Annotated in this window: 16 protein-coding genes; 2 read left to right on the top strand and 14 right to left on the bottom strand. The window is 68.4% G+C overall.

Annotation, left to right across the window (positions count from 1 at the left end; all coding sequences use genetic code 11):
* Window positions 1–18 precede the first annotated feature (18 nt).
* The 9 genes from OHZ10_RS21460 to OHZ10_RS21420 all read right to left on the bottom strand — a co-directional run bounded on the left by OHZ10_RS21460 (window position 19) and on the right by OHZ10_RS21420 (window position 9,389).
* Entirely contained in the window at window positions 19–1,005 is a 987-nt protein-coding gene (locus OHZ10_RS21460; RefSeq protein ID WP_342705737.1) for a flagellin N-methylase, read from the bottom strand.
* A complete protein-coding gene (locus OHZ10_RS21455; protein ID WP_342705736.1) occupies window positions 999–1,811 on the bottom strand; it encodes a MetQ/NlpA family lipoprotein in 813 nt (270 codons plus the stop codon). The genes OHZ10_RS21460 and OHZ10_RS21455 overlap by 7 nt, the downstream gene beginning before the upstream one ends.
* On the bottom strand, window positions 1,808–2,857 hold the full coding sequence (locus tag OHZ10_RS21450) for a formylglycine-generating enzyme family protein (protein WP_342705735.1): 1,050 nt from the start codon (window positions 2,855–2,857) through the stop codon (window positions 1,808–1,810). The genes OHZ10_RS21455 and OHZ10_RS21450 overlap by 4 nt, the downstream gene beginning before the upstream one ends.
* Window positions 2,858–2,873: 16 nt before the next feature.
* Window positions 2,874–4,838 (bottom strand): arylsulfatase, encoded by a 1,965-nt coding sequence (locus OHZ10_RS21445; protein ID WP_256086760.1) that lies wholly within the window; start codon window positions 4,836–4,838, stop codon window positions 2,874–2,876.
* A gap of 136 nt (window positions 4,839–4,974) precedes the next feature.
* Entirely contained in the window at window positions 4,975–5,694 is a 720-nt protein-coding gene (locus OHZ10_RS21440; RefSeq protein ID WP_059237635.1) for an SDR family oxidoreductase, read from the bottom strand.
* Between the two features lie 148 nt (window positions 5,695–5,842).
* The gene (locus tag OHZ10_RS21435; protein ID WP_342705733.1) at window positions 5,843–7,150 is read right to left on the bottom strand and encodes an MFS transporter; all 1,308 of its coding nucleotides are present in this window, start codon (window positions 7,148–7,150) and stop codon (window positions 5,843–5,845) included.
* A gap of 169 nt (window positions 7,151–7,319) precedes the next feature.
* On the bottom strand, window positions 7,320–8,213 hold the full coding sequence (locus tag OHZ10_RS21430) for a DMT family transporter (protein ID WP_174992901.1): 894 nt from the start codon (window positions 8,211–8,213) through the stop codon (window positions 7,320–7,322).
* Between the two features lie 70 nt (window positions 8,214–8,283).
* The gene (locus OHZ10_RS21425; RefSeq protein ID WP_342705732.1) at window positions 8,284–8,406 is read right to left on the bottom strand and encodes a hypothetical protein; all 123 of its coding nucleotides are present in this window, start codon (window positions 8,404–8,406) and stop codon (window positions 8,284–8,286) included.
* 29 nt (window positions 8,407–8,435) lie between these two features.
* The gene (locus OHZ10_RS21420; RefSeq protein ID WP_174992902.1) at window positions 8,436–9,389 is read right to left on the bottom strand and encodes a LysR substrate-binding domain-containing protein; all 954 of its coding nucleotides are present in this window, start codon (window positions 9,387–9,389) and stop codon (window positions 8,436–8,438) included.
* A 126-nt stretch (window positions 9,390–9,515) separates the two neighbouring features.
* On the opposite strand from OHZ10_RS21420, the gene OHZ10_RS21415 reads away from it, so the two are divergent.
* The gene (locus OHZ10_RS21415; RefSeq protein WP_342705731.1) at window positions 9,516–10,535 is read left to right on the top strand and encodes an NAD(P)-dependent alcohol dehydrogenase; all 1,020 of its coding nucleotides are present in this window, start codon (window positions 9,516–9,518) and stop codon (window positions 10,533–10,535) included.
* Between the two features lie 47 nt (window positions 10,536–10,582).
* Here OHZ10_RS21415 and OHZ10_RS21410 read toward each other — a convergent pair whose 3' ends face one another.
* The 3 genes from OHZ10_RS21410 to OHZ10_RS21400 are packed head-to-tail and all read right to left on the bottom strand — an operon-like array spanning window position 10,583 to window position 13,783.
* Window positions 10,583–11,767 carry a porin gene (locus tag OHZ10_RS21410; protein ID WP_174992904.1) on the bottom strand — a complete coding sequence of 395 codons (1,185 nt, stop codon included), beginning with the start codon at window positions 11,765–11,767 and terminating at the stop codon, window positions 10,583–10,585.
* A gap of 52 nt (window positions 11,768–11,819) precedes the next feature.
* On the bottom strand, window positions 11,820–12,608 hold the full coding sequence (locus OHZ10_RS21405) for an ABC transporter substrate-binding protein (protein ID WP_059237640.1): 789 nt from the start codon (window positions 12,606–12,608) through the stop codon (window positions 11,820–11,822).
* A gap of 53 nt (window positions 12,609–12,661) precedes the next feature.
* A complete protein-coding gene (locus OHZ10_RS21400; RefSeq protein WP_407045106.1) occupies window positions 12,662–13,783 on the bottom strand; it encodes a M20 aminoacylase family protein in 1,122 nt (373 codons plus the stop codon).
* Between the two features lie 184 nt (window positions 13,784–13,967).
* Between OHZ10_RS21400 and OHZ10_RS21395 the strand changes: the two genes are divergently transcribed.
* A complete protein-coding gene (locus tag OHZ10_RS21395) occupies window positions 13,968–14,927 on the top strand; it encodes a LysR family transcriptional regulator (RefSeq protein ID WP_174992906.1) in 960 nt (319 codons plus the stop codon).
* An 80-nt stretch (window positions 14,928–15,007) separates the two neighbouring features.
* Here the strand turns inward: OHZ10_RS21395 and OHZ10_RS21390 are convergent, their stop codons facing one another.
* Both OHZ10_RS21390 and OHZ10_RS21385 read right to left on the bottom strand, forming a co-directional pair.
* A complete protein-coding gene (locus OHZ10_RS21390) occupies window positions 15,008–17,323 on the bottom strand; it encodes a TonB-dependent receptor (RefSeq protein ID WP_342705729.1) in 2,316 nt (771 codons plus the stop codon).
* Window positions 17,324–17,515: 192 nt separating this feature from the next.
* Window positions 17,516–19,726 (bottom strand): MFS transporter, encoded by a 2,211-nt coding sequence (locus tag OHZ10_RS21385; RefSeq protein ID WP_342705728.1) that lies wholly within the window; start codon window positions 19,724–19,726, stop codon window positions 17,516–17,518.
* Between the last annotated feature and the right edge of the window lie 10 nt (window positions 19,727–19,736).

The following is a 19,736-nucleotide window of genomic DNA, read 5'->3' as shown; positions in this document are numbered from 1 at the left end:
GAGATCGTCGCGCAGCGGCTACGCGGCGAGCGGATCGGTGGCGAGACGGTCGTCGAGCCACGCGTCGATCCTTCGTGCATCGTCACACACGCCGGCGGCGGGCGACGGCATGGCCGCCAGCGCCAGTCGCGCCCGTTCGAGCGCCTGCGCGAAGCCGCGCAACTCATGCGTCGCTGGCCGGTCGTCGGCACGTCGGCGCGCGAGTGCCGCTTCGATGTTTGCGCCGATCAATGCACGCTGCGCGTCGATGAAGTCGATGCACAGCGCGCGGCAATGCGCGGAAACCGATGCAACCGTCAGCAGGACGGGCACGATCGACACGGTCAGGTAGCCGCCTGGCGCAAGCCGCGACAGCGCATGACGCCCATCCTGCCCGCCATCCGTCAACGAGGTGAACACGGCATCGCGCCATACCGCGCGCTCGAACACGAGTGCGTCGCGATGTGCGTCGAGCGCCGCGCGATCTGCGACCTGCCCGGCCGTTACCAGCGGAATCGGAAAGGAAGACTCGACGGAGGACTGTGCCGCGCCCGCATCGACGATGCAGTTCGCGCCCAGCCACGCCGCGTCGTCGCGCCGCGCGGCGAGCACACGCGACTGCAACCGGTCCGGCAGCAGCGGATCGAGCGGCACCGCGCCGCAGATCGACGGCTTGTTCGCATGCACGCTGCAGCGGCCGTCGTCGGCCAGCGCCGCGCAACGGCCGAGCGACGGATAGTCGTAGCCCTGCAGCGTCAGCGCGACCCATTCGCCATGCGCGCCGCCGATGCGATGGAACAGCCGGTCGGCCAGCGCATCGGACGCCGCGACGTCATCCGCATCGAGCCCATGCTCGCGGCCGCCCGCACGCCAGCGCTCGCCGATCCGCCGCCTCGGCACGCGGCGGATCGTCAGCGCGCCGACGAAGCGATGCCGATGCCGGAACAGCTCGCGCAACGACAGCGCCGGCGGGCTGTTGCAGCAGCGTCCGCATGCGTTGCACGCAAGCAGGTAGGTCTCTACCACGGCCGCCGCACCGAATCCTGGTAGCGCGTGAGGATGAAGCGCGCGACGTCGTCCGAGTGATACGCGGCGACGAGCTGCGCGACCCACGGCTTCGCGCGATCGGCGTCGCGCACCGTCAGCACGTTCGCATACGGCGAGCGCGCATCCTCGAGGCTGATGCTGTCGCGCGCGGGTTGCAGCCCGGCGCGCGCCGCGTCGTCGCTGTCGATCGCGACGAATGCAGCCGTGTCGAGCGCCGCGTACAGACGATCGCGGCGCAGCGCGACGAGTTTCAACCCGAGCCGGTTGCCGGTCACATCGCGCAGCGTCGCATGCAGACCGGCTTTTTCGCGCAGCGTCACCAGCGTGTCGTTCTGCAGCAGCACGAGCGCACGCGCCATCCCGCGCGGATCGGCGGGAAGCGCCACCGTCGCACCCGGTTGCAGTTCGTTCAGGCTTTTCAGCTTGCGCGAATAGAACGCCATCGGCAACGTGACGGTCGGCGCGACTTCGGTCAGCGCGTAGCGCTTCTGCGTGCGCGTCGCGGCCAGCTGCCGGGCATCCTCGAAGCTGGCCGCATCGATCCGGCCATCGGCCAGCGCCGTGTCGATGCGCGATGCATCGTCGAATTCGACGACATCGACACCCAATCCTCGCGCAGCGGCGACGCGTTTCACTTCGTCCAGGATCTGCGCATGCACGCCGCGCGTGACGCCGACGCGCACCGCCGGTGCAGCGGTTTCGGCCGCAACGGCCGCGCCCTGATGCACGACGCCGCACGCAGCCAGCAACCACGCGAAAGCGAATCGCACGAAGCCCTTCGTCATGACCCATCCCTCAGAATCGTGCGAAAACCGATATGCGACGCACCGAGATCGGCTTCCTGCTGTTCGCGCGACGACGCGCGATAGCGCACGCAGTAATCGCGCGAGCACAGGAACGAGCCGCCCTTGATGACCATCGGCGTATCGTGCCGGCGCGTCGGCGGCGCGACGGCCGCCGTGTCGCCGTTCGTGTGCGACTGATGCGGGCCCGTGTACGCGTCCTTCGTCCATTCCCATGCATTGCCGATCATGTCGTAGAGCCGGAAGCCGTTCGCCGCGTAGCAGCCGACAGGTGCGAGCCCCGCATGTCCGTCCTCGGCCGTGTCGAGCACCGGAAACGCACCCTGCCAGTAGTTCGCGGCCGGCTTGCCCTGCGCGTCGCGCGGCGCCGCATCGAGCGACGCATCGTCGCGGCCGGCCTTGCCCGCGTATTCCCATTCGGCTTCGGACGGCAGATCGCGGCCGAGCCAGCGCGCATAGGCGAGCGCATCGCGCTGCGTGACGAGCGTGACGGGCAGGTTGCCGCGCCCTTCCACGTCGCTGCCCGGCCCGCGCGGATGACGCCACGACGCGCCCTTCACCCACGACCACCACGCGAGGTCGCGCGCATTCATCTCGTCGCGCGTCGGCACATGGAACACCGCCGCGCCGCCCTGCCGCTCGGCCTCGGTCACGTAGCCGGTCGCCTGCACGAACGCGGCGAACTGCGCGATCGTCACGTCGGTCTGGTCGATCCAGAAGCCGCCGACGCGCGCGCGGCCGTCGCCGACCGGACGCTCGTCCGCATAACCGCGCGTGCTGCCGAACACGAACGCGCCGCCGCGCAGGTGCACCATCCCGGCCTGCGGGTCGTCGCGCCATTTCGCCGGCAGCCCCGAGTAACGCTCGCACTGCCGTTCCGACCCGAGCGGCGCAAGCGCGCGGCCGTGATTCAAGTCGTCGAACGCGCCGCCAGCCGGCGCCGCCGAATTCGCATAGCCCACCGCGAACGCGGCGGCGAACAGCGTGGCGGCCAGCGCCGCGCCGGTCGTCCAGAAGCGGAACCGCATCGTGTCGTCCCCGGTATCAGTAGTAGCCGCGCGGACGTAGCGGCTCGACGCCGCCGACGTTGCTCATGTAGGCCTTCCACTGGTTGACGAGCGTGCCGATCACCGACGGGTTCTGCGCGGACACGTCGGTCGTCTCGCCGCGATCCGACGCGAGGTCGTACAGTTGCCAGTGACCGTCGAGCGGCCCGAGCGGCGGCTCGGTCCACAACGCCTTCCAGCGGCCGTCGGCGCTGCGCAGGTATGCGCGGCCGTACGCTTCGTCGCCGAACGGCGCCGTATGCACCTCACCCGTTGCCGAGCCCGTAAGCACCGGCAGCAGCGACTGCCCCGTGACCGGATACACGTAGCGGTTGTTGTAGATCACCTTGCCCTTGTTCTGGTCGACGCCCGTCAGCGTGTTGACGAGCGGCGGTGCCGGCTGCGACGGCGGTGTGACGCCCGCGACCGCGAGGAACGTCGCCGTGTTGTCGGTCACGTGCGTGAACGCGCGCAGCGTCGGCAACTGCTGCGACTGGCCCGGCAGCCGCACGATCGTCGGCGTCGACACGCCGCCTTCGGCCGAATAGCCCTTCGTCAGCCGGAACGGCGATGCGCTCACTTCGGCCCAGCGCAGCCCGTACTGCAGGCGCTGTGCGTTCTGCTTGCCGTTGTCGGTGCCGAGCGCCGAATAGACCGGGTCCTGCGCGTTCGCGGTGTCGGTTGCTGTCGGGTCCGCGCCGCCGTCGATCGGCCAGCCTTCCGCGCCGTTGTCCGACTGGAACATGATGAACGTGTTGTCGTATTCGCCGATGTCCTTCAGGTGCTGGATCAGCAGGCCGATGTTGTAGTCGAGGTTCTCGACCATCCCCGCGTAGATCTCCATGTAACGCGCCTGCGCCTTGCGCTCGGCCGGCGACAGGCTCGCCCACAGCTTGTCGACCTTGCCAGTGCCATAGTCGCTGTAGCCGTCCGCGGCCGAATGCACGGCGCTGATGTACTTCGCGGCTGCGCTGCCGTTGTTCGCGGTCGCGGGCGATGCGGCCGTCGTCTCGGGCAGGCCGTCGAACGGCTTGAAGTCGGCGGGAATCAGGCCGAGCGCCTTCTGTCGCGCGATCCGCGCATTGCGGATCGCGTCATAGCCGGCGTCATAGACGCCCGCGTACTTGTGCAGCCAGGGGTCGGGCACCTGCAGCGGCCAGTGCGGCGACGTGTACGCCGCGTACGCGAAGAACGGCTTGCCGTCGCGCTGGTTCGCATCGATGTACGAGATCAGCTTCTGCGTATAGAAATCGGTCGAATAGAACACGGCCGGGCTGCCGCCCGCGCCACCCGGCTGCCCGGGCTGGCCAGGTTGAACGTAGCGGCCGTCTTCCGTGTAGTTCGACGAGCCGGCCGGCTCGTGCGCGTAGTGGTTCGACGCTGCGCCGCCGAGCAGCACGTAGCTGCGCTCGAAGCCCCACTGGTCCGGCGTCTGCCCGCTGCCCGTCGCGCTGCCGACGATCCCCGAGCCGATGTGCCACTTGCCCGCGATATACGTGTGGTAGCCCGCGTCCTTCAGCAGTTGCGCGAACGACAGCGCGCGATCGTTCAGGTAGCCCTCGTAGCCGGGCAGCCCGCGCCGTTCGTCGGTCGGCACGCCCATCGTGCCTTCGCCGACCAGATGGTGATCGGTGCCGGACACCAGCATCGCGCGCGTGATCGCGCAGACCGTGCCCGTGTGGTGGTTCGACAGGATGCGGCCCGATGCGACGAGCGCGTCGAGGTTCGGCGTGTTGATCTCGCCGCCGAATGCATGAATGTCGGAGTAGCCGAGATCGTCGGCCATGATGTACAGGATGTTCGGGCGCTTCGCGGCCTGGGTCGGGGTCGGCGTGGCGTCGGCCTGGGGCGGCGGTGCATCGCTGTCGACGCCGCCGCACGACGCCAGCGACACCGCGCCGGCGATCGCGGCGCAGACGACACGGAAACGGAAAGCATGCAACGGCGCAGCGGACTTTTTCATTATTGTTGACGCTCGATCTAAGGGATCGGCGATCTTAGCGTCGCCCGCGCGGCGCCCAAAGTCGGATTCGTCACATGCTAACGGGGTGCGGGAATATGCGATGCGCGGCGCCCGGCACGCCCCGCGCCGCCATGCGTCAGCTGCGCCCGCCGAGGCTGCCGCCGCCGTCCACCGACAGCACCTGCCCCGTGACGAAGCCGGCTTCGTCGGACAGGAAGAACGCGATCGCGGCTGCAACGTCGCCGGCTGTGCCGAGCCGGCGCGCGGGAATCGTCGCGAGCACCTTGCGCTCGGCTTCGCTGCCGACCGGCCGCGTCTGGCGGAACAGTTCCGTCTCGATCGGGCCCGGCGCAACCGCGTTGACGGTCACGCCATGCTCGGCCAGTTCGAGCGCCCACGTGCGCGTGCAACCGACGAGCGCGTTCTTCGCGGCCGAATACGCGGTGCGATCGAGGCTGCCGAAAATCGCTCGGCTGCAGATGTTGACGATGCGTCCGTAGCCACGCGCCTTCATCGCATCGGCAAAGTGCTGCGTGACCTGGATCGCGGCCCGCACGTTGAGATCGAACACGGTCTGCAGCGACTGGAAATCGATCTTCCCGAGCGGCTGCGGCAACACGATGCCCGCGTTGTTGACGATGCCGTCGACGTCGTGACGTTCGCCGATCTGCGCGAGTACCGCCGCCGTCTGTTCGATGTCGGCCAGATCGCATGCAAGCAATTCGCCGGGGAAGTCGATGCCCTGCGCATGCCGCGCAAGACCGATGACGCGATGGCCGCGTCGAGCGAGCGTGGCGCTGGTCGCGAGGCCGATGCCGCGCGATGCGCCGGTAACGAGGAAAGTGCGGGATGACATGGGCGTGCCTTTGACGAGGAGTCCGGAAACGGCGCGACGCACCGGTGGTCACCCGGCGCGCGCGTGCTCCGCCCGATTGTGCCGCAGCGTCGCAAAACGCGTACGGTCGCCGCCGGCTACCCGTCGACCTCACGCACACGCCAGTCGATCAGCCGGCCCGCCCCGCCGCGACCGGCATCGCGCGCCGCGACGCGATCCGCAACGCCAGCACGCCGCCGGCCAGCAACGCGACCGCGACGAGCAGCAGCGCGAGATCGTACGAATGCGTAACGTCCTTGATGCGCCCCATCACCGGCGGCAGCGCGAGCCCCGCGATGTTCGCGACCGCATTGATCAGCGCGATCGACGCGGCGGCCGTGAGGCCCGACACGTATTCGGTCGTCGCGGCCCAGAACACCGGTGTCGCGGCCCAGTTGAAGCCGACCGCGAGCACGAGCAGCGCATACGCGACCGGCAACACCGGCGCGTAGATCGCCGCGACCAGCAGCGCGCCGGCCAGCAGCATCGGCACGCCGAGATGGCGCGCGCGCTCGCCGCCGAGATCCGAATGCCGGCCGTTCAGATACATCGCGACGCACGCGAACAGGAACGGCAGCGCGGACAGGCTGCCGACCGCAAAGCTCGATTGCCCGGACAGGCTCTTCACGAGCAGCGGCAGGAACAGCGTGAGCCCGATCGTGCCGAACGCCTGCAGCAGCCAGAACGCGGCGAGCGCCCACACCTTGCCGTCGCCGAACGCACGCCGCAGCGCGACGCCGTGCGACAGGTGCTCGCGCGGTGCGCTGTCGCGCAGCGTCGCCTCGAGCCAAGCGCGCTCGTCGGCCGGCAGCCAGCGCGCATGCGCGGGCGTGTCCGGCAGGCGGCGCAGCACGACGAAGCCGAGCAGCAGCGCGGGCACGCCTTCGAGCAGGAACAGCCAGCGCCAGCCTTCGAGGCCGAGCACGCCGTTCAGGTTCAGCAGCGCACCGGACAGCGGCAGCCCGATCACCGACGCGAGCGTCGCGCCGATGTAGAAGAACGACATCGCGCGCGCCCGATCGCTCTGCGGATACCACGCGGACAGGTAGTAGATGATGCCCGGCGTGAAGCCCGCTTCCGCCGCGCCGAGCAGCAGCCGCATCGCGTACAGCTGCCCCGGCGTATGAACGGCGCTCATCGCGGCCGCGACGATGCCCCACGTGATCATGATCCGTGCGATCCAGCGGCGCGCACCGACGCGTGCGAGGAACAGGTTGCTCGGGACTTCGAACAGGATGTACGTCACGTAGAACAGCCCCGCGCCGAGCCCGTACATTTCGGCGCTGAGGCCGAGGTCGGCGTTCATCTGCAACGCCGCGACCGAGATGTTCGACCGGTCGATGTATGCGACGAGATACAGCAGCATCAGGAACGGAATCAGGCGCAGGTTCAGGCGCCGCATCGTCGCGGCATGCAACTGCGGGGCGGCAGCGGTCATCGGCATGTCTCCATCGTCTCGCGGGACGGTGCGGATGCGCGCACGGTGCGCGGCATCGTCGCGCCGCGTGAGGCGCGGCGTCATGCAGGCCAGTCTAGGAGCCGCGTGAAATTCGCGTCAATTATCGGGACGCCTTCTCGATATGTGAGACGCGAACGAGACCCGTCGCTCAGTAGCGCATCACGAGAAACAGCCCGGCCGCGGCAAGCGCCATGCCCGGCCAGGCGAGCGCACCGATCGTCTCGCCGAGCACCGCCAGCGCGATCAGCGCGGTCGCGGGCGGAATCAGGAAGAACAGCGCCGACACGCGCGACGCCTCGCCGTATCGCACCATCGCGAGCAGCAGCGAGATCGCGATCAGCGAATTGCAGATGACGAGGTAGGCAAGCGAACCGGCGAGGCCGGCCGTCCATTCCACGTGCATCGGTTCGAGCGCGAACGCGAGCGGCGCGGTAACGGCGAGGCCGACCGCGTACTGCACGAGGTTCGCGGTGACCGGATGCACGTCGGTGCCGAAGCGCTTCTCCCACAGCGTGCCGCCGGTGATGCAGGCGAGTGCAAGCAGTGCGAAGGCCAGCGCCCACGGCGAAGCGATATCGACCGACGAGCGCGCGAGGATCACCAGCACCGCGCCCGCGGCGCCGAGCGCGAGCCCGAGCCAGCGCAGCGCGCCGACGCGTTCGCCGGCGATCATCGGCGCGAGCAGACCGACGAGGATCGGCTGCTGCGACGTGACGAGCGCGACGGCGCCGGCCGACATGCCGAGCTTCAGGCTCAGGTACGTGAACGCGAAATAGCCGGCCTGCAGCAACAGGCCGACGACGACGAGGTTGCGCCATTCGCGCCGCGTACGCGGCAACGGCGGACGCAGCCACAGGAACGGGCCGGCGAGCAGCGCGACCACGCATGCATAGCGCAGCGCGAGGAACGTGAGCGGATCGGCATAGCGCAGGCCGAGCTTCAGGAACACGAAACCGCTGGCCCACAGCAGCAGGAACAGTGCAGGCGCGATGCGCAGCCAGCCGGGTTGGCGTGTGGCCATCGGGGTGCCGATCGCGGTCATGCGCGCTCGCCTCGCGGCGCCGCGTGAGCGTCCGCCGCTTTCGTGCCGGAATAGCGTGCGGGCCGGCGCATCATCGACGGATCAGGTGATACGCGACGTTGATCACGGTCGCGACGATGCCCATGACGATCGCGACCTGCAGCTTCCTGTTCATGACAGCCTGCCCCCGCCAGTGCGTTGTGCGGGTGATCATACGCCGCGTCAACCGAACGTGCCGCGTCGCTACGGAGCGTGAGCGCTGCGCTGCGGCACGCGCTCGCCATCGGCGTCATCGGACGCCAGTATGGACGGAATCTCGTCGACCAGCGCGTCGATGACCACGCGCACCTTCGATGGCACATGACGCGAGGCCGGCCGCACCGCGTACACCTCGGCGCCCGACACGCTGTCGCTGTCCATCACGAGCGCGAGACGGCCGTCACGGACGTAGGGCGCCATCAGCCAGCACGGCAACCACGCGAGGCCCGCACCGGCGGCGGCCGCATCGGCGATCGCCTGCAGGTCGTCGAACCGCAGGCGGCCGGCCGTGCGATGGTCGTGGACCGCGCCGTCCGTGCCGATGATCCGCCACGGCGTCGGCTGCCCGGCGCGCGAGTATGCAATGCCGACGTGGGACGCAAGCGCGTCGAGCCCCGACGGCCGCCCATGACGGTCCAGATACGCGGGCGATGCGCAGATGCCCATGCGCTGCACGCCCAGCTTCCGGCCGACGAGCGCGCTCGTATCGGCCAGCGCGCCGATGCGCACTGCAATGTCGAAACCGTCGTTCACGAGGTCGGCCACGCGATCGCTGAACGACACGTCGATTTCGAGCCGCGGATGCCGCTCGACGAGGCGCCGCACGACGGGCGCCACGCATTGCCGCCCGAACAGCACGGGTACGCTGATCCGCACGCGCCCGGCCGGCTCGCGGCGACCCGCGTCGAGCGCCGCCTCGGTCTCGCCGAGTTCGGCCAGCAGCCGCCGGCACTGCTCGTAATAGACGAGCCCTTCGTCGGTCAGGCCGAGCTGGCGCGTGGTGCGCTGCAGGAGGCGCGCGCCGAGACGCTGTTCGAGCCGTGCGACGATCTTCGCGACGGCCGAACGCGTGATGCCGAGGCGCAACGCCGCCGCCGCGAAGCTGCCCGATTCCACCACGTCGACAAATTCGGCGACGCCTCTCAGCCGTTCGTCCATGCAACTCCGCTCCGTTGGGATGACAGGTTTGTGTCCACACCGGCGACAATCGTTGGCCGAATTCTCGCCAATGCGTCCCCCTGCGCAACACTATGATAGTCCGGACTATCTCGAAAAGGAGCGGACATGCATGCATGGCAAGTTAAACCGGGCGACGGCATTGCCGGGCTTCGGCGCATCGACGCGACGCCGCGCCCGGTCGGGCCGACCGACGTCGTTGTGAAGATCCACTCGGCCGCCCTCAACTATCGCGACCTGATGTTCGCGCGCGGCGACTATCTCGGCATCGGTACGGAAGCGTTGATCCCGGTCGCCGACGGCGCCGGCGAAGTCGTCGAAACCGGCCGCGATGTCACGCGCTTCAAGCCCGGCGATCGCGTGATCAACACGTATTTCCCGCACTGGATCGACGGGCCGGCCACGCCGCACAAAGTCTCGGGGTCGGCCGGCTCGCATTTCGACGGTGTGCTGGCCGAACGCTTCGTGTCCGACGAAACCGCGCTGGTCGCGATTCCCGCGCATCTCGACTATGACGAAGCGGCGACGCTGTCGTGCGCGGGCATCACCGCATGGAACGCGCTGTTCGTCGACGGCGGGCTGGGGCCGGGCGCGACCGTCGTACTGCTCGGCACGGGCGGCGTCTCGATCATCGCGCTGCAACTCGCGCATGCGGCCGGGTTGCGCACGATCGTGACATCGTCGAGCGACGCGAAGCTCGAACGCGCCCGCGCACTCGGTGCGGACGCAACGATCAACTATCACGCCACGCCCGAGTGGCAACACGAAGTGCTGCGGCTCACCGACGGCGTGGGCGCGGACCTGGTCGTCGAAGTGGGCGGCCGCGACACGCTGCCACGCTCGGTCGCCGCGACGAAGATGGGCGGCATCGTGTCGGTGATCGGCGGCCTCAGCAGCTTCGGCGGGCCGGAACTCGGGCTGCTGTCGCTGATCGGCGGCGTCCGCCAGTTGCACGGGTTCATGGTCGGCAGCCGCGCGATGCTCGACGACGTCGTGCGGCTCGTCGATGCGAAGCGGCTCAAGCCGGTGATCGATCGCGTGTTCGGCTTCGACGATGCGCCGCAGGCGTATGCGTACCTGCAGTCGGGGCAGCATTTCGGGAAGGTCGTGATTCGCGTCGCGCAGTAATCGAAAGAGGCGGCGGGCCGCCTCCGCCGCCGTCCGGCCGGGGTCCGTCAGAAGCGGTGCCGGATCCCCGCATGCACCATCAGTTGCTTCGCGTTCGACGACAGATCGGCCGCGCCGGGGATATACGCCTGATCGAGCGACGAACCGGTCGCGTCGCCGGCAATCCGCTGGTACGCGCCCATCAGGTACACGTCCGTGCGTTTCGACAGGTTGTAGTCGGCCATCAACCCGATCGAATGGATCTTCGGCTTCGCGGCGCCCGTCGTCGCGTCGTAGCGCACCGTCGTGTACACGTATTGCGCGCCGACGAAGAATGCAGGCGTGAACTGGTACTTGCCGTTCACTTCGAAGTTCTGATACTTGATCGCCGTGACCGTGCCGCCCGCGAGCGGCCCCGTCACCGGTTCGATCGTCTCGTCGCCGAACAGGTAGCCGACGTTCGCGGTCGGCCGCGTGACGTTGCTGTTCGTGTACGCGAATCCGACCGTCGCGGGCCCCGCGGTGTAGTTGATGCCCGCCCCGAAGATCCGCAGCCGTGCCGACGCGAAATTCGCGTCGGCGCCGACCGACCCCGAACCGGCGATCGCCCCGCCCGACGTCGCACCCGGGTTGTTCGCGTTCAGGAACGCCGCGCCAACGAGCAGGCCGCCCTGCTCGTACTGCGCGCCGACGCTCCATACACGGTTGTTTGCGAAACCCGTGTCGTTGCTGAAGCTGTAGGTGCCGCCGAACGAGAAGCCGGAGAAGTCCGGGCTCGCGTACTTGACCGTGTTGTTCACGCGGAACGTATTGCCGGTGTTGTCGTTGTCGAGCGGGTGCGAGAACGGATAGACGCCCCAGCTCCCGTTCGCGGTCGTCGGCGCAAGATAGTCGACGACCGAATCGTATTGCCGGCCGAGCGTCAGCGTGCCGAAGCGCGTGCTGCCGAGCCCGACGTAGGCCTGACGCCCGAACATGCGGCCGCCCTGTGCGAGCGTGCCGTTGTTCACGTTGAAGCCGTTCTCGATCTGGAACAGCGCGCTGTAGCCGCCGCCCAGGTCCTCGGTACCCTTCAGCCCCCAGCGGCTGCCCTGAGCGAAGCCGCTTGCCATCTGCCACGCGCCATGGCCGCCGACGTTGCTCGTATAGTCGATGCCGGCATCGACGAGGCCGTAAAGCGTGACACTGCTTTGCGCGAACGCGGGCGCTGCGCACAGCGCCGGAATCGCGACAAGAATCGATCTCCAGTTCATCCGTATTCCTTATTTATTTATGGCCGATCGCGCACATCGCGTGCGCGGCCGCTTACTTCCCGCCGTAGATATCGAAGTCGAAATACTTGCGGTTGATTCGCTGGTACGTGCCGTTCGCGAGAATCGTTGCGAGCGCCTGGTTGAATGCGTCGCGCAGGTCGTTGTCCTGCTTGCGCAACCCGAGGCCGTCGCCCTGCCCGAAGTACTTCACGTCGTCGATCGGTGCGCCGGCGAACGTGAAGTCCTTGCCCTGCGGCTTCTTCAGGAACCCGTCGCTGGCCGCGATCGATGCCTGGAACGCCGCGTCGAGCCGCCCCGTCACGAGATCGGCGTACACCTGATCCTGGTTCTGGTACGACACGATCTGCACGCCGGCCGGCTGCCAGTTCGCGACCGCGTAGTCGGCCTGCGCGGAACCCTGCTCGACCCCCACGCGCTTGCCCTTCAGCGACTCGGCGCTCGGCAGCAGCGGCGACCCCTTGTGCACGACCAGTCGCGCCGGCGCGTTCGAGATCCGGTTCGTGAACGCGATCTGCTGCATCCGCTTCGGCGTGATCGTCATCGACGACGCGATCACGTCGAACTTGCGCGCGAGCAGCCCCGGAATCATCCCGTCGAAGCTCGACTCGACCCACACGCAGCGCGCGTGCAGTTCCGCGCACAACGCATTCGTGATGTCGATCCCGAAGCCCGTCAGCCTGCCGTCGGGCAGCTTGTATTCGAGCGGCGGGTAAGTCGGATCGACCGCGAGGCGGATCTCCCTGCCCGTCCAGTCGCCGGCATGCGCCGTCCCTGCCGCCAGCGCCACCGCGAGTGCCGCCATCAACTTCCACTGTTTCATTGCCTGTCTCCTTGTGTAAATCGTGAACCGTGGCCCCAAACCGGGCAACCGCATCACGCGAGGTATCGCTCCGCAAGCGCGATCCAGTAGCTCGCGCCGGTCGCCAGGCACGCATCGTTGAAGTCGTAACCCGGGTGATGCAGCCCGCATCCGGCTGCACCGTCGCCATTGCCAATCGACAGGTAGCTGCCCGGGCACGCCTCGAGCATGAATGCGAAGTCCTCGCTCGCCGCGATCGGCCGCAGATGCGGAATCAGCGCCGCGTCGCCGCCCCACTCGCGGGCCACGTCGCGCGCAAAGGCCGTTTCCGCCGCATGATTGACGAGCACCGGATAGCCGTACCGATAGTCGATCTCGACTGTCGCGCCGTAGCTCGCGGCCTGCCCCTGCACGATCGCGCGGATGCGCCGCTCGAGCAGCGCGCGCACGTCCGGCGACAACGCGCGCACGCTGAGTTCGAGCTCCGCATGCGGCGGGATCACGTTCGATGCGGTGCCCGCATGGATCGAGCCGGCCGAGACGATCGCCAGTTCCTGCGGATTCACGTTGCGCGACACGACCGTCTGCAACGCCATCACGATCGACGCACACACCACTACCGGATCGATCGTCGTGTGGGGCGCGGCGCCATGCCCGCCGCGTCCGATCACGCGCACGTGCACCTCGTCGGCCGATGCCATCGCCGGGCCGTCGCAGAAGCCGAGCACGCCGGCCGGCAAGCCCGGCACGTTGTGCATCGCGAACACGGCATCGCACGGGAACAGCGTGAACAGACCGTCGTCGATCATCCGCTTCGCGCCGCCGAGCCCTTCTTCGGCCGGCTGGAAAATCACGTTCAGCGTGCCCGAGAAACACGCGCGTTCCGCCAGGCAGCGGGCCGCCGCGAGCAGCATCGCCGTATGACCATCGTGGCCGCACGCGTGCATCACGCCGTCGCGCCGGCTCGCATGCGGCAGCCCGGTGGTCTCGCGAATCGGCAGCGCGTCCATGTCCGCGCGCAACCCGAGCCGCTTCCCGGTGCCGCGCGTCAGTGTGCCGACCACGCCCGTGCCGCCGAGCCCGCGCGTCACCCGATAACCCCACGTTGTCAGGCATTCGGCCACGAGCTCGCTCGTCGCATGTTCCTCGAAGCCGAGTTCGGGATGGGCGTGCAGCCGGTGGCGCAGCGCAATCATCTCCGTCTCGATGGCCGCCATTTCCGACGGAATGTTTTCATGGTCCAACCCCGATTCTCCTCGATGCGTTCCGCGGGTCGATCGCCCGGATGACCGATCGTGGCCGAATCGTATGCAGCGAAAATCCCGGCGAACAGCCGCGGTTTCGTTATGATGACAACCTTTCGTTGTCGGGTATCGCCCCATGAGTACGATGAAACTGCATCAGTTGCAGGCGCTCGTCGCGAGCGCGGAGGCTGGGAGCATCCGTGGCGCGGCGCGTACGCTGGGGCTGTCGCAGGCGGCCGTCACACGCGCGCTGCGCGAACTGGAAGCGAGCGAGCGGCTGCCGCTGCTCGTGCGCGCGCCGGAAGGCATCGGCTTCACCGAATACGGCAAGACGCTGCTCACGCACGCGAAACTCGTGCTGAAGCAGCTCGAACATGCGCAAAGCGATCTCGAACGCATGCGCGGCCGCGTCGAGGGCCGGCTGAGCATCGGCGTGACGCCGTGGCTCACGGTGACGTTCCTCGCGGAGGCGGTTCTGCTGTTTCGCGAGCGGATGCCCGACGTGCGCCTCGAACTCCACGAAGCGCTGATCGCCGTCGCGCAGCCGCTGCTGCGCGACGGCAGCATGGATTTCGCGCTCGGGCATGTGCCGCCGGGCGGCACGCAGGAATTTTCCTGCGAACCGATGCTGCGCTACGAGACGTCGGTCATGGTGCGCGCCGGCCACCCGCTTGAACGCGCACGGTCGATCCACGACCTGCTCGACAACGACTGGGTGCTGAATTTCGCGGCCGACGGGCAGGCCGCGCTCGTCGACTATCTGTTCACGCGCCACGGCGCACGGATCGACGAACGGCGCATCGTTCGTGCCCAGTCGGTCGCGATGTTGCAGACGATGCTCGAACAGGCCGACATGTGCACGTGGTGCCCGACGATTCTCGCGGCCGTGCCGCCGTTCGGCGAACGGATGCGCGCATTGTCGCTGAAGGAAACGTTCGAACCGCGCGACCTCGGAATCGTCACGCGCCGCAGCAGCACGCTGAGCGACGCGGCGCGCTGCTTTATCGACTGCCTGCTGCAGGTGATCCGCCGGCATGCACGATCCGCGCGCAAGGAGGATCTCGCGCTGTTCAGGACGGTGTCGCTGCTGATCTGACGGCCGCGGGACGCCGGCCGCTCACCTCCCCCGCCGCGGCACCGGCACACCCGCACCGGTGCCGCGGCAGGCACCACGCGTCAGATCTTCGCGGTCAGCGTGATCCCGACCGTGCGCGGATCGCCGTACAGCACCGGATACGCGCCATATGACGGCAGCAGTTCGAGCTTCTTGTAGACCTTGTTCGTCAGGTTCGTCACGTAGCCCGTCACGATGTACTTCTGGTCCGGCGTCGTGTACGACACATGCGCGTTCAGTACCGTATAGCCGCCCTGCCACAGCTGCGGCATCGTCTGCCGCGTCGCGCTGAAGTACTCGCGGCTGCGGTAGTTCACGTCGCCACCGGCCGTCAGCGTGCCGAACGAAACCGGCACGCGATAGTCGAAGCCCGCGTTCAGCGTCGTATGCGGCGAACGCGCGAACGAGTTGCCCACCGCCGTCGGCACGTAGCGGAACTCCGTGTAGCGCGTGTTCAGCATCCCGAGGTTCGCGAACAGGTACAGGCTGTTGACGGGCTGCGCCTTCAGCTCCAGTTCGAAGCCGTCCGCACGCCCCTGCCCCGCGTTCGACAGCGTCGACACCGGCGGACCGCCGAACGGCTTCGGCGCGAGCGCGAACACCTGGATGTCGCGATAGTCGTAGTGGAACACGCTCGCGTTGACGATCAGCCGCTTGTCGAACCACTCGCTCTTGATGCCGACTTCGTAATCGGTCAGGTACTCCGGCGATACCGTCGACACCGTGCTCTGCGTATACGCGTTGCCGTTGTAGCCGCCCGAACGGAAGCCGCGCGCATAGCGGAAATACGCACGCACGTTGTTGCTGAGCGCATATTCGGGCGTGAGATCCCAGGTCGGCGCGCGCCACGTGTTCGTCTGGTTCTGCTGCGCGCTGACCGCGAGCGGCGACGACACCGACGACGGCGACCACCAGCTGTTCGGATCGCTGAACGTCACGTTGCCGGTATCCTGCAGCCCGGTGAGGTTGATGGTCTTGCGCTCGATCGTGTAGCGCAGCCCGCCCGTCACGTTGAAGCGGTCGGTGAACCGGTACTTCACGCTGCCGAAGATCGCTGCGCTCTGCGTATGCTGCGTGAGGTCCGTCAGATGGTAGTACGCGGGCGACGGCGAGCCCGGCAGCCCGCCGCCGGCGCCCTGCTCGGCCAGTTGCTCGGTGAACAGGTGCGTGCCGACGAGCCAGCTCAGCCGGTCGCTTTGCGGCGATTCGAGCCGGAATTCCTGCGAGAACTGGCGGCTCGACAGGCGGTCGTGCGAACGCGCCGCATCGAACGGCGAGTAGTCCTCGTCGTCCTGGTACCAGCGGTGCAGCCCTTCGAACGCGGTGATCGACGTCAGCGACACCGCCGGGTTGATGCGCCAGTGCGCGGTCAGCGACGTGCCCCACGACGAGATGTGATCGCTCGACGGCGCATTGAGCGACACCGTATACGGATCGCTCGGCCCGACGAAGCCGAACTGGTTCGCGCCGCCGCGTCCCGCGCCTTCCGCATGCCACGCATTGCCGCCGCCCGTGTAGTTGCGGCCGTGGATGTTGAACAGGAAATCGGTGTCCGACGTCGGCACGGCCAGCACCTGGAAGCGCACCGCGTTGTCGTGGAAGCCGCCGAAGCGCCCCTGCTGCACGGTGTTCGTGTAGAAGCTGTCGGCATTCTCGTGATACACCGACACGCGCGCGGCCAGCACGTCGTTCTTGCCGATCGGTCCGCCGATCGCGGCCTCCGCGAGCCGGCTGTTGTACTGGCCGAGCCCGAGCTTGCCGTACCCGCTCACGTCGAAGGTCGGTTTCTGCGACGTGATGCTGAGCGCGCCGCCGACGGTATTCTTGCCCCACAGCGTGCCTTGCGGCCCGCGCAGCACCTCGATGCGATCGAGGTCGAACAGCGGAAAGCCCTGCCCGAACACGCTGTTGATGTACACGTCGTCGAAGTACACGCCGATCGGGCTCAGCGACAGGTCCGACGGATCGTTGCTGCCGACCCCGCGCATGAACCAGCGCGGCCGCTCGCGGCCTTCGGTCGATTGCCCGGTGAAGTTCGGCACGTACTTCGTCACGTCGTTGATGACGCGCAGCTCGTTGTTCTTGATCGCATCGCCGCTCAGCGCGCTCACCGCGACCGGCACGTCCTGGATGCTCTCCTTGCGCCGGCGCGCCGTCACGGTCACCGTGCCGAGGTTCGTTTCGCGCGCGGCCGCGCCGCGGTTCGCACGGGCTGCCTTCGGCGCGGCCGTGGCCGCCGCTTCCGGTGCCTGTTGCGCCGGCTTCGCGTCCGGCGCCCCCGCCGTCGCCGCGCCGTCCTCCGCCCACGCCGGCAACGATACGGTGCCGCCCGTCAGCAGTCCCCCCAGCGCGGTGACGATTAGTTTTTTCCTGAACATCGATGAGTCATCCTGTTTGATCGGTTGAACGCACGTGCGAGCTACGCACGGGTTCTCTATTGCAATTCGGATGCCAGCATCGAGAGGCCCGTCGTACGGGGCTTCCAGCACGCATGCAGTGCCGGTGTTGCTGCATGCGCATCTGTGGAGCGAAGCAAACTGCTTGTCACGCAACACCGGCACCGACAATCATCAGGACAGCTTTGCAGGCAGTGACGGGATCGCTCCGCGCCGCGCGTGAGCGAACCGCAGCGCGAACGCAACCAGCGCGACGACCGGCAGCCAGCACAGAAACACCGCCGGCAACCCGACCACCGGCACGAGCGCGCTGCCGGCCAGCGGTCCGCAGAACGCACCCGTCATCGACGCGAGGTTGTAGAGGCTCGACACCTGGCTCTTGTCGGCCGGATGACGGCCGAGATGCTGCATGTTGACGAGATGCAGCAGCGACGATCCGGCGCACAGCGCGGCGAGCCCTGCGCCGACGATCCACGCGTCGTGCGCGAGGCCGAGCGCGAGCAGCCCGGCCACGCCGCCCGCGAGGCTGAATGCATGGCAACGGTGCGCCGTCATCCGCTGCGCGACATGCCCGAGTCCGAACAGCGCGATCACCGCAACGACGCCCTGCAGGGTCAGCAGCGCGACGGCTCCCGACTGCGACAACCCCAGATACTGGATGGCGAGCACGACCGTAAAGGTGCCGGCGAGCGAGCGGGTCGCACTGTTCACCGCTTCCAGCGCAAGTTGCTCGCGCACGTCGCGGCTCCAGGCGAGCGCGAGCAACGCACGCAGGCCGCCGGTTTCGGTTTGCGTGCCGCGTGGCGGCGGTTCCGCGTCGCCGAGCAGCATCCGGCTGAACCACGCCATGCCCGCGAAGCTCGCCGACGCGGCGCAGAACGTCGCGACCGCGCCATGCGCGCCGATCAGCCAGCTCGCGAGCCACGGCCCGGCCATGCCCGTTCCGACCGACATGGCCGCGCGATACCAGCCCGCGCGGGCGAGGCCGATCTGCGCGAGCCGCGCGAGGAACACACCGTTGATCGATACGATCCGGAACGGGATGCACAGCCCGATCAGCGCCTGCGTGAGCGCGATCAGCGGCCATGCGCCGGTGAACGGCACGACGAGATTGAGCAGCATCGGCCCCATGCTCGCGGCGAAGTACACGCGCCGCGCGCCGTAGCGCGCGACCAGCAGCCCGGCCGGCAATGTCATCAGCGCGATGCCGAGCGGCTCCATCGCGGCGATGATGCCGAGCCGCGCGCTGTCGACGCCGAGCGCGAGCGCATACAGCGTCGTCGCGAGCTGCGCCATGCTGATCGTCGTGCCGCTCGCGAGCGCCAGCAGCATGAAGCCGCCGGTGAAGCGCTCGCGCCGGTCGATCCACGCGCGCACGTCGAAGTCGGCAGGCAGGAATCGCCAGTCGACCAGGAAGCGCTTGAAATCGTCGAGTGCGGCGATCGACGCTTCGTCGAGATCCGTGCGCAACCGGAGATGCACGTCGGCACCGTACGCAAGCCGCAGCCAGTCATGGCCCGACCCCGTCTCGCGGCCGAGATAGCCGAGCACTTCCTGCTCGTGCTCGCGCGCCCAGCCCTCGACGTCGGTCACGCGCGCGAGGAAGCGGCTGACGATGCCGGGGTGGCGTTCGAGCGTCGACGCATTGACGGTCAGCGGGCGCGGCGAACCGTTGTTGATGCGGATCTGCGGATCGGGATGAAAGCCGATGTCGACGACCGGCTGCGCGCCGATCAGGTGCGCGGTTTCCAGCCCGAGCGAGCCCTTCACGTAGATCGCGTCGACATCGCCGCGCACGAGCGCGGCCGCTTCCGCCGCATAGAGCCGCCGGCTCGACAGGCTCGCGGGATGGCTGAACGCCGCGTCGCGGGTCACGGGCGTCGCCACCGGCGCGCGCAGGTTGGACGCCGGGACGTCGATCCATTCGACATCGCCGGGGCCGAGCCCGTCGAGCGACAGCGCGCTGACGAAGCCGCGCAGCGCGGCCGCGCGGAAAATGTCGATGCGCTCGCCGTCGCGGCGCGGCAGGCCGATGCGGCGCCCGCGCAAGTCCTTCGGCCGCGTCAGGCCGGCTTCCGGCAGCGCGACGATCGCCTGTGCCTCGTCGACCCAGGTCAGCGCGACCACGCGCGTGTCGGCGCCGGCCGCGCGTGCCCACAGCGCGGGAATGCTGCCGCCCTGCCGGAACGCGTTGTCGAGCGAATGATCGACGTGCGCGTGATGCAGTGCCGCGTGCTGGCTTTCCTGCAGCGCGCGCACGGTGATGCCGTCGCCGGCGAATTCGCTGTCGAGCCAGCCGAGATGCGCGGCGATGCCGAGCGGCGTCGGCACCGGACAGCGCGTGTACCAGATCGACTGAACGTTGTGTGAAGCCGTGGTGCTCATGGATGCGTTC

This window comes from Burkholderia arboris, from assembly GCF_038723655.1.
Taxonomy (GTDB): Bacteria; Pseudomonadota; Gammaproteobacteria; order Burkholderiales; family Burkholderiaceae; genus Burkholderia; species Burkholderia arboris.
The sequence above is the reverse complement of the archived record's forward strand: the minus strand, read 5'-3'. Positions and strand labels throughout refer to the sequence as shown.

Excerpts from the sequence above, each read along its gene's own strand:
- OHZ10_RS21455 (WP_342705736.1), bottom strand. The coding sequence starts at position 1,811 with ATGACGAAGGGCTTCGTGCGATTCGCTTTCGCGTGGTTGCTGGCTGCG.
- OHZ10_RS21450 (WP_342705735.1), bottom strand. The coding sequence starts at position 2,857 with ATGCGGTTCCGCTTCTGGACGACCGGCGCGGCGCTGGCCGCCACGCTG.
- OHZ10_RS21445 (WP_256086760.1), bottom strand. The coding sequence starts at position 4,838 with ATGAAAAAGTCCGCTGCGCCGTTGCATGCTTTCCGTTTCCGTGTCGTC.
- OHZ10_RS21440 (WP_059237635.1), bottom strand. The coding sequence starts at position 5,694 with ATGTCATCCCGCACTTTCCTCGTTACCGGCGCATCGCGCGGCATCGGC.
- OHZ10_RS21435 (WP_342705733.1), bottom strand. The coding sequence starts at position 7,150 with ATGACCGCTGCCGCCCCGCAGTTGCATGCCGCGACGATGCGGCGCCTG.
- OHZ10_RS21430 (WP_174992901.1), bottom strand. The coding sequence starts at position 8,213 with ATGACCGCGATCGGCACCCCGATGGCCACACGCCAACCCGGCTGGCTG.
- OHZ10_RS21425 (WP_342705732.1), bottom strand. The coding sequence starts at position 8,406 with ATGATCACCCGCACAACGCACTGGCGGGGGCAGGCTGTCATGAACAGG.
- OHZ10_RS21420 (WP_174992902.1), bottom strand. The coding sequence starts at position 9,389 with ATGGACGAACGGCTGAGAGGCGTCGCCGAATTTGTCGACGTGGTGGAA.
- OHZ10_RS21415 (WP_342705731.1), top strand. The coding sequence starts at position 9,516 with ATGCATGCATGGCAAGTTAAACCGGGCGACGGCATTGCCGGGCTTCGG.
- OHZ10_RS21410 (WP_174992904.1), bottom strand. The coding sequence starts at position 11,767 with ATGAACTGGAGATCGATTCTTGTCGCGATTCCGGCGCTGTGCGCAGCG.
- OHZ10_RS21405 (WP_059237640.1), bottom strand. The coding sequence starts at position 12,608 with ATGAAACAGTGGAAGTTGATGGCGGCACTCGCGGTGGCGCTGGCGGCA.
- OHZ10_RS21400 (WP_407045106.1), bottom strand. The coding sequence starts at position 13,783 with ATGATTGCGCTGCGCCACCGGCTGCACGCCCATCCCGAACTCGGCTTC.
- OHZ10_RS21395 (WP_174992906.1), top strand. The coding sequence starts at position 13,968 with ATGAGTACGATGAAACTGCATCAGTTGCAGGCGCTCGTCGCGAGCGCG.
- OHZ10_RS21390 (WP_342705729.1), bottom strand. The coding sequence starts at position 17,323 with ATGTTCAGGAAAAAACTAATCGTCACCGCGCTGGGGGGACTGCTGACG.
- OHZ10_RS21385 (WP_342705728.1), bottom strand. The coding sequence starts at position 19,726 with ATGAGCACCACGGCTTCACACAACGTTCAGTCGATCTGGTACACGCGC.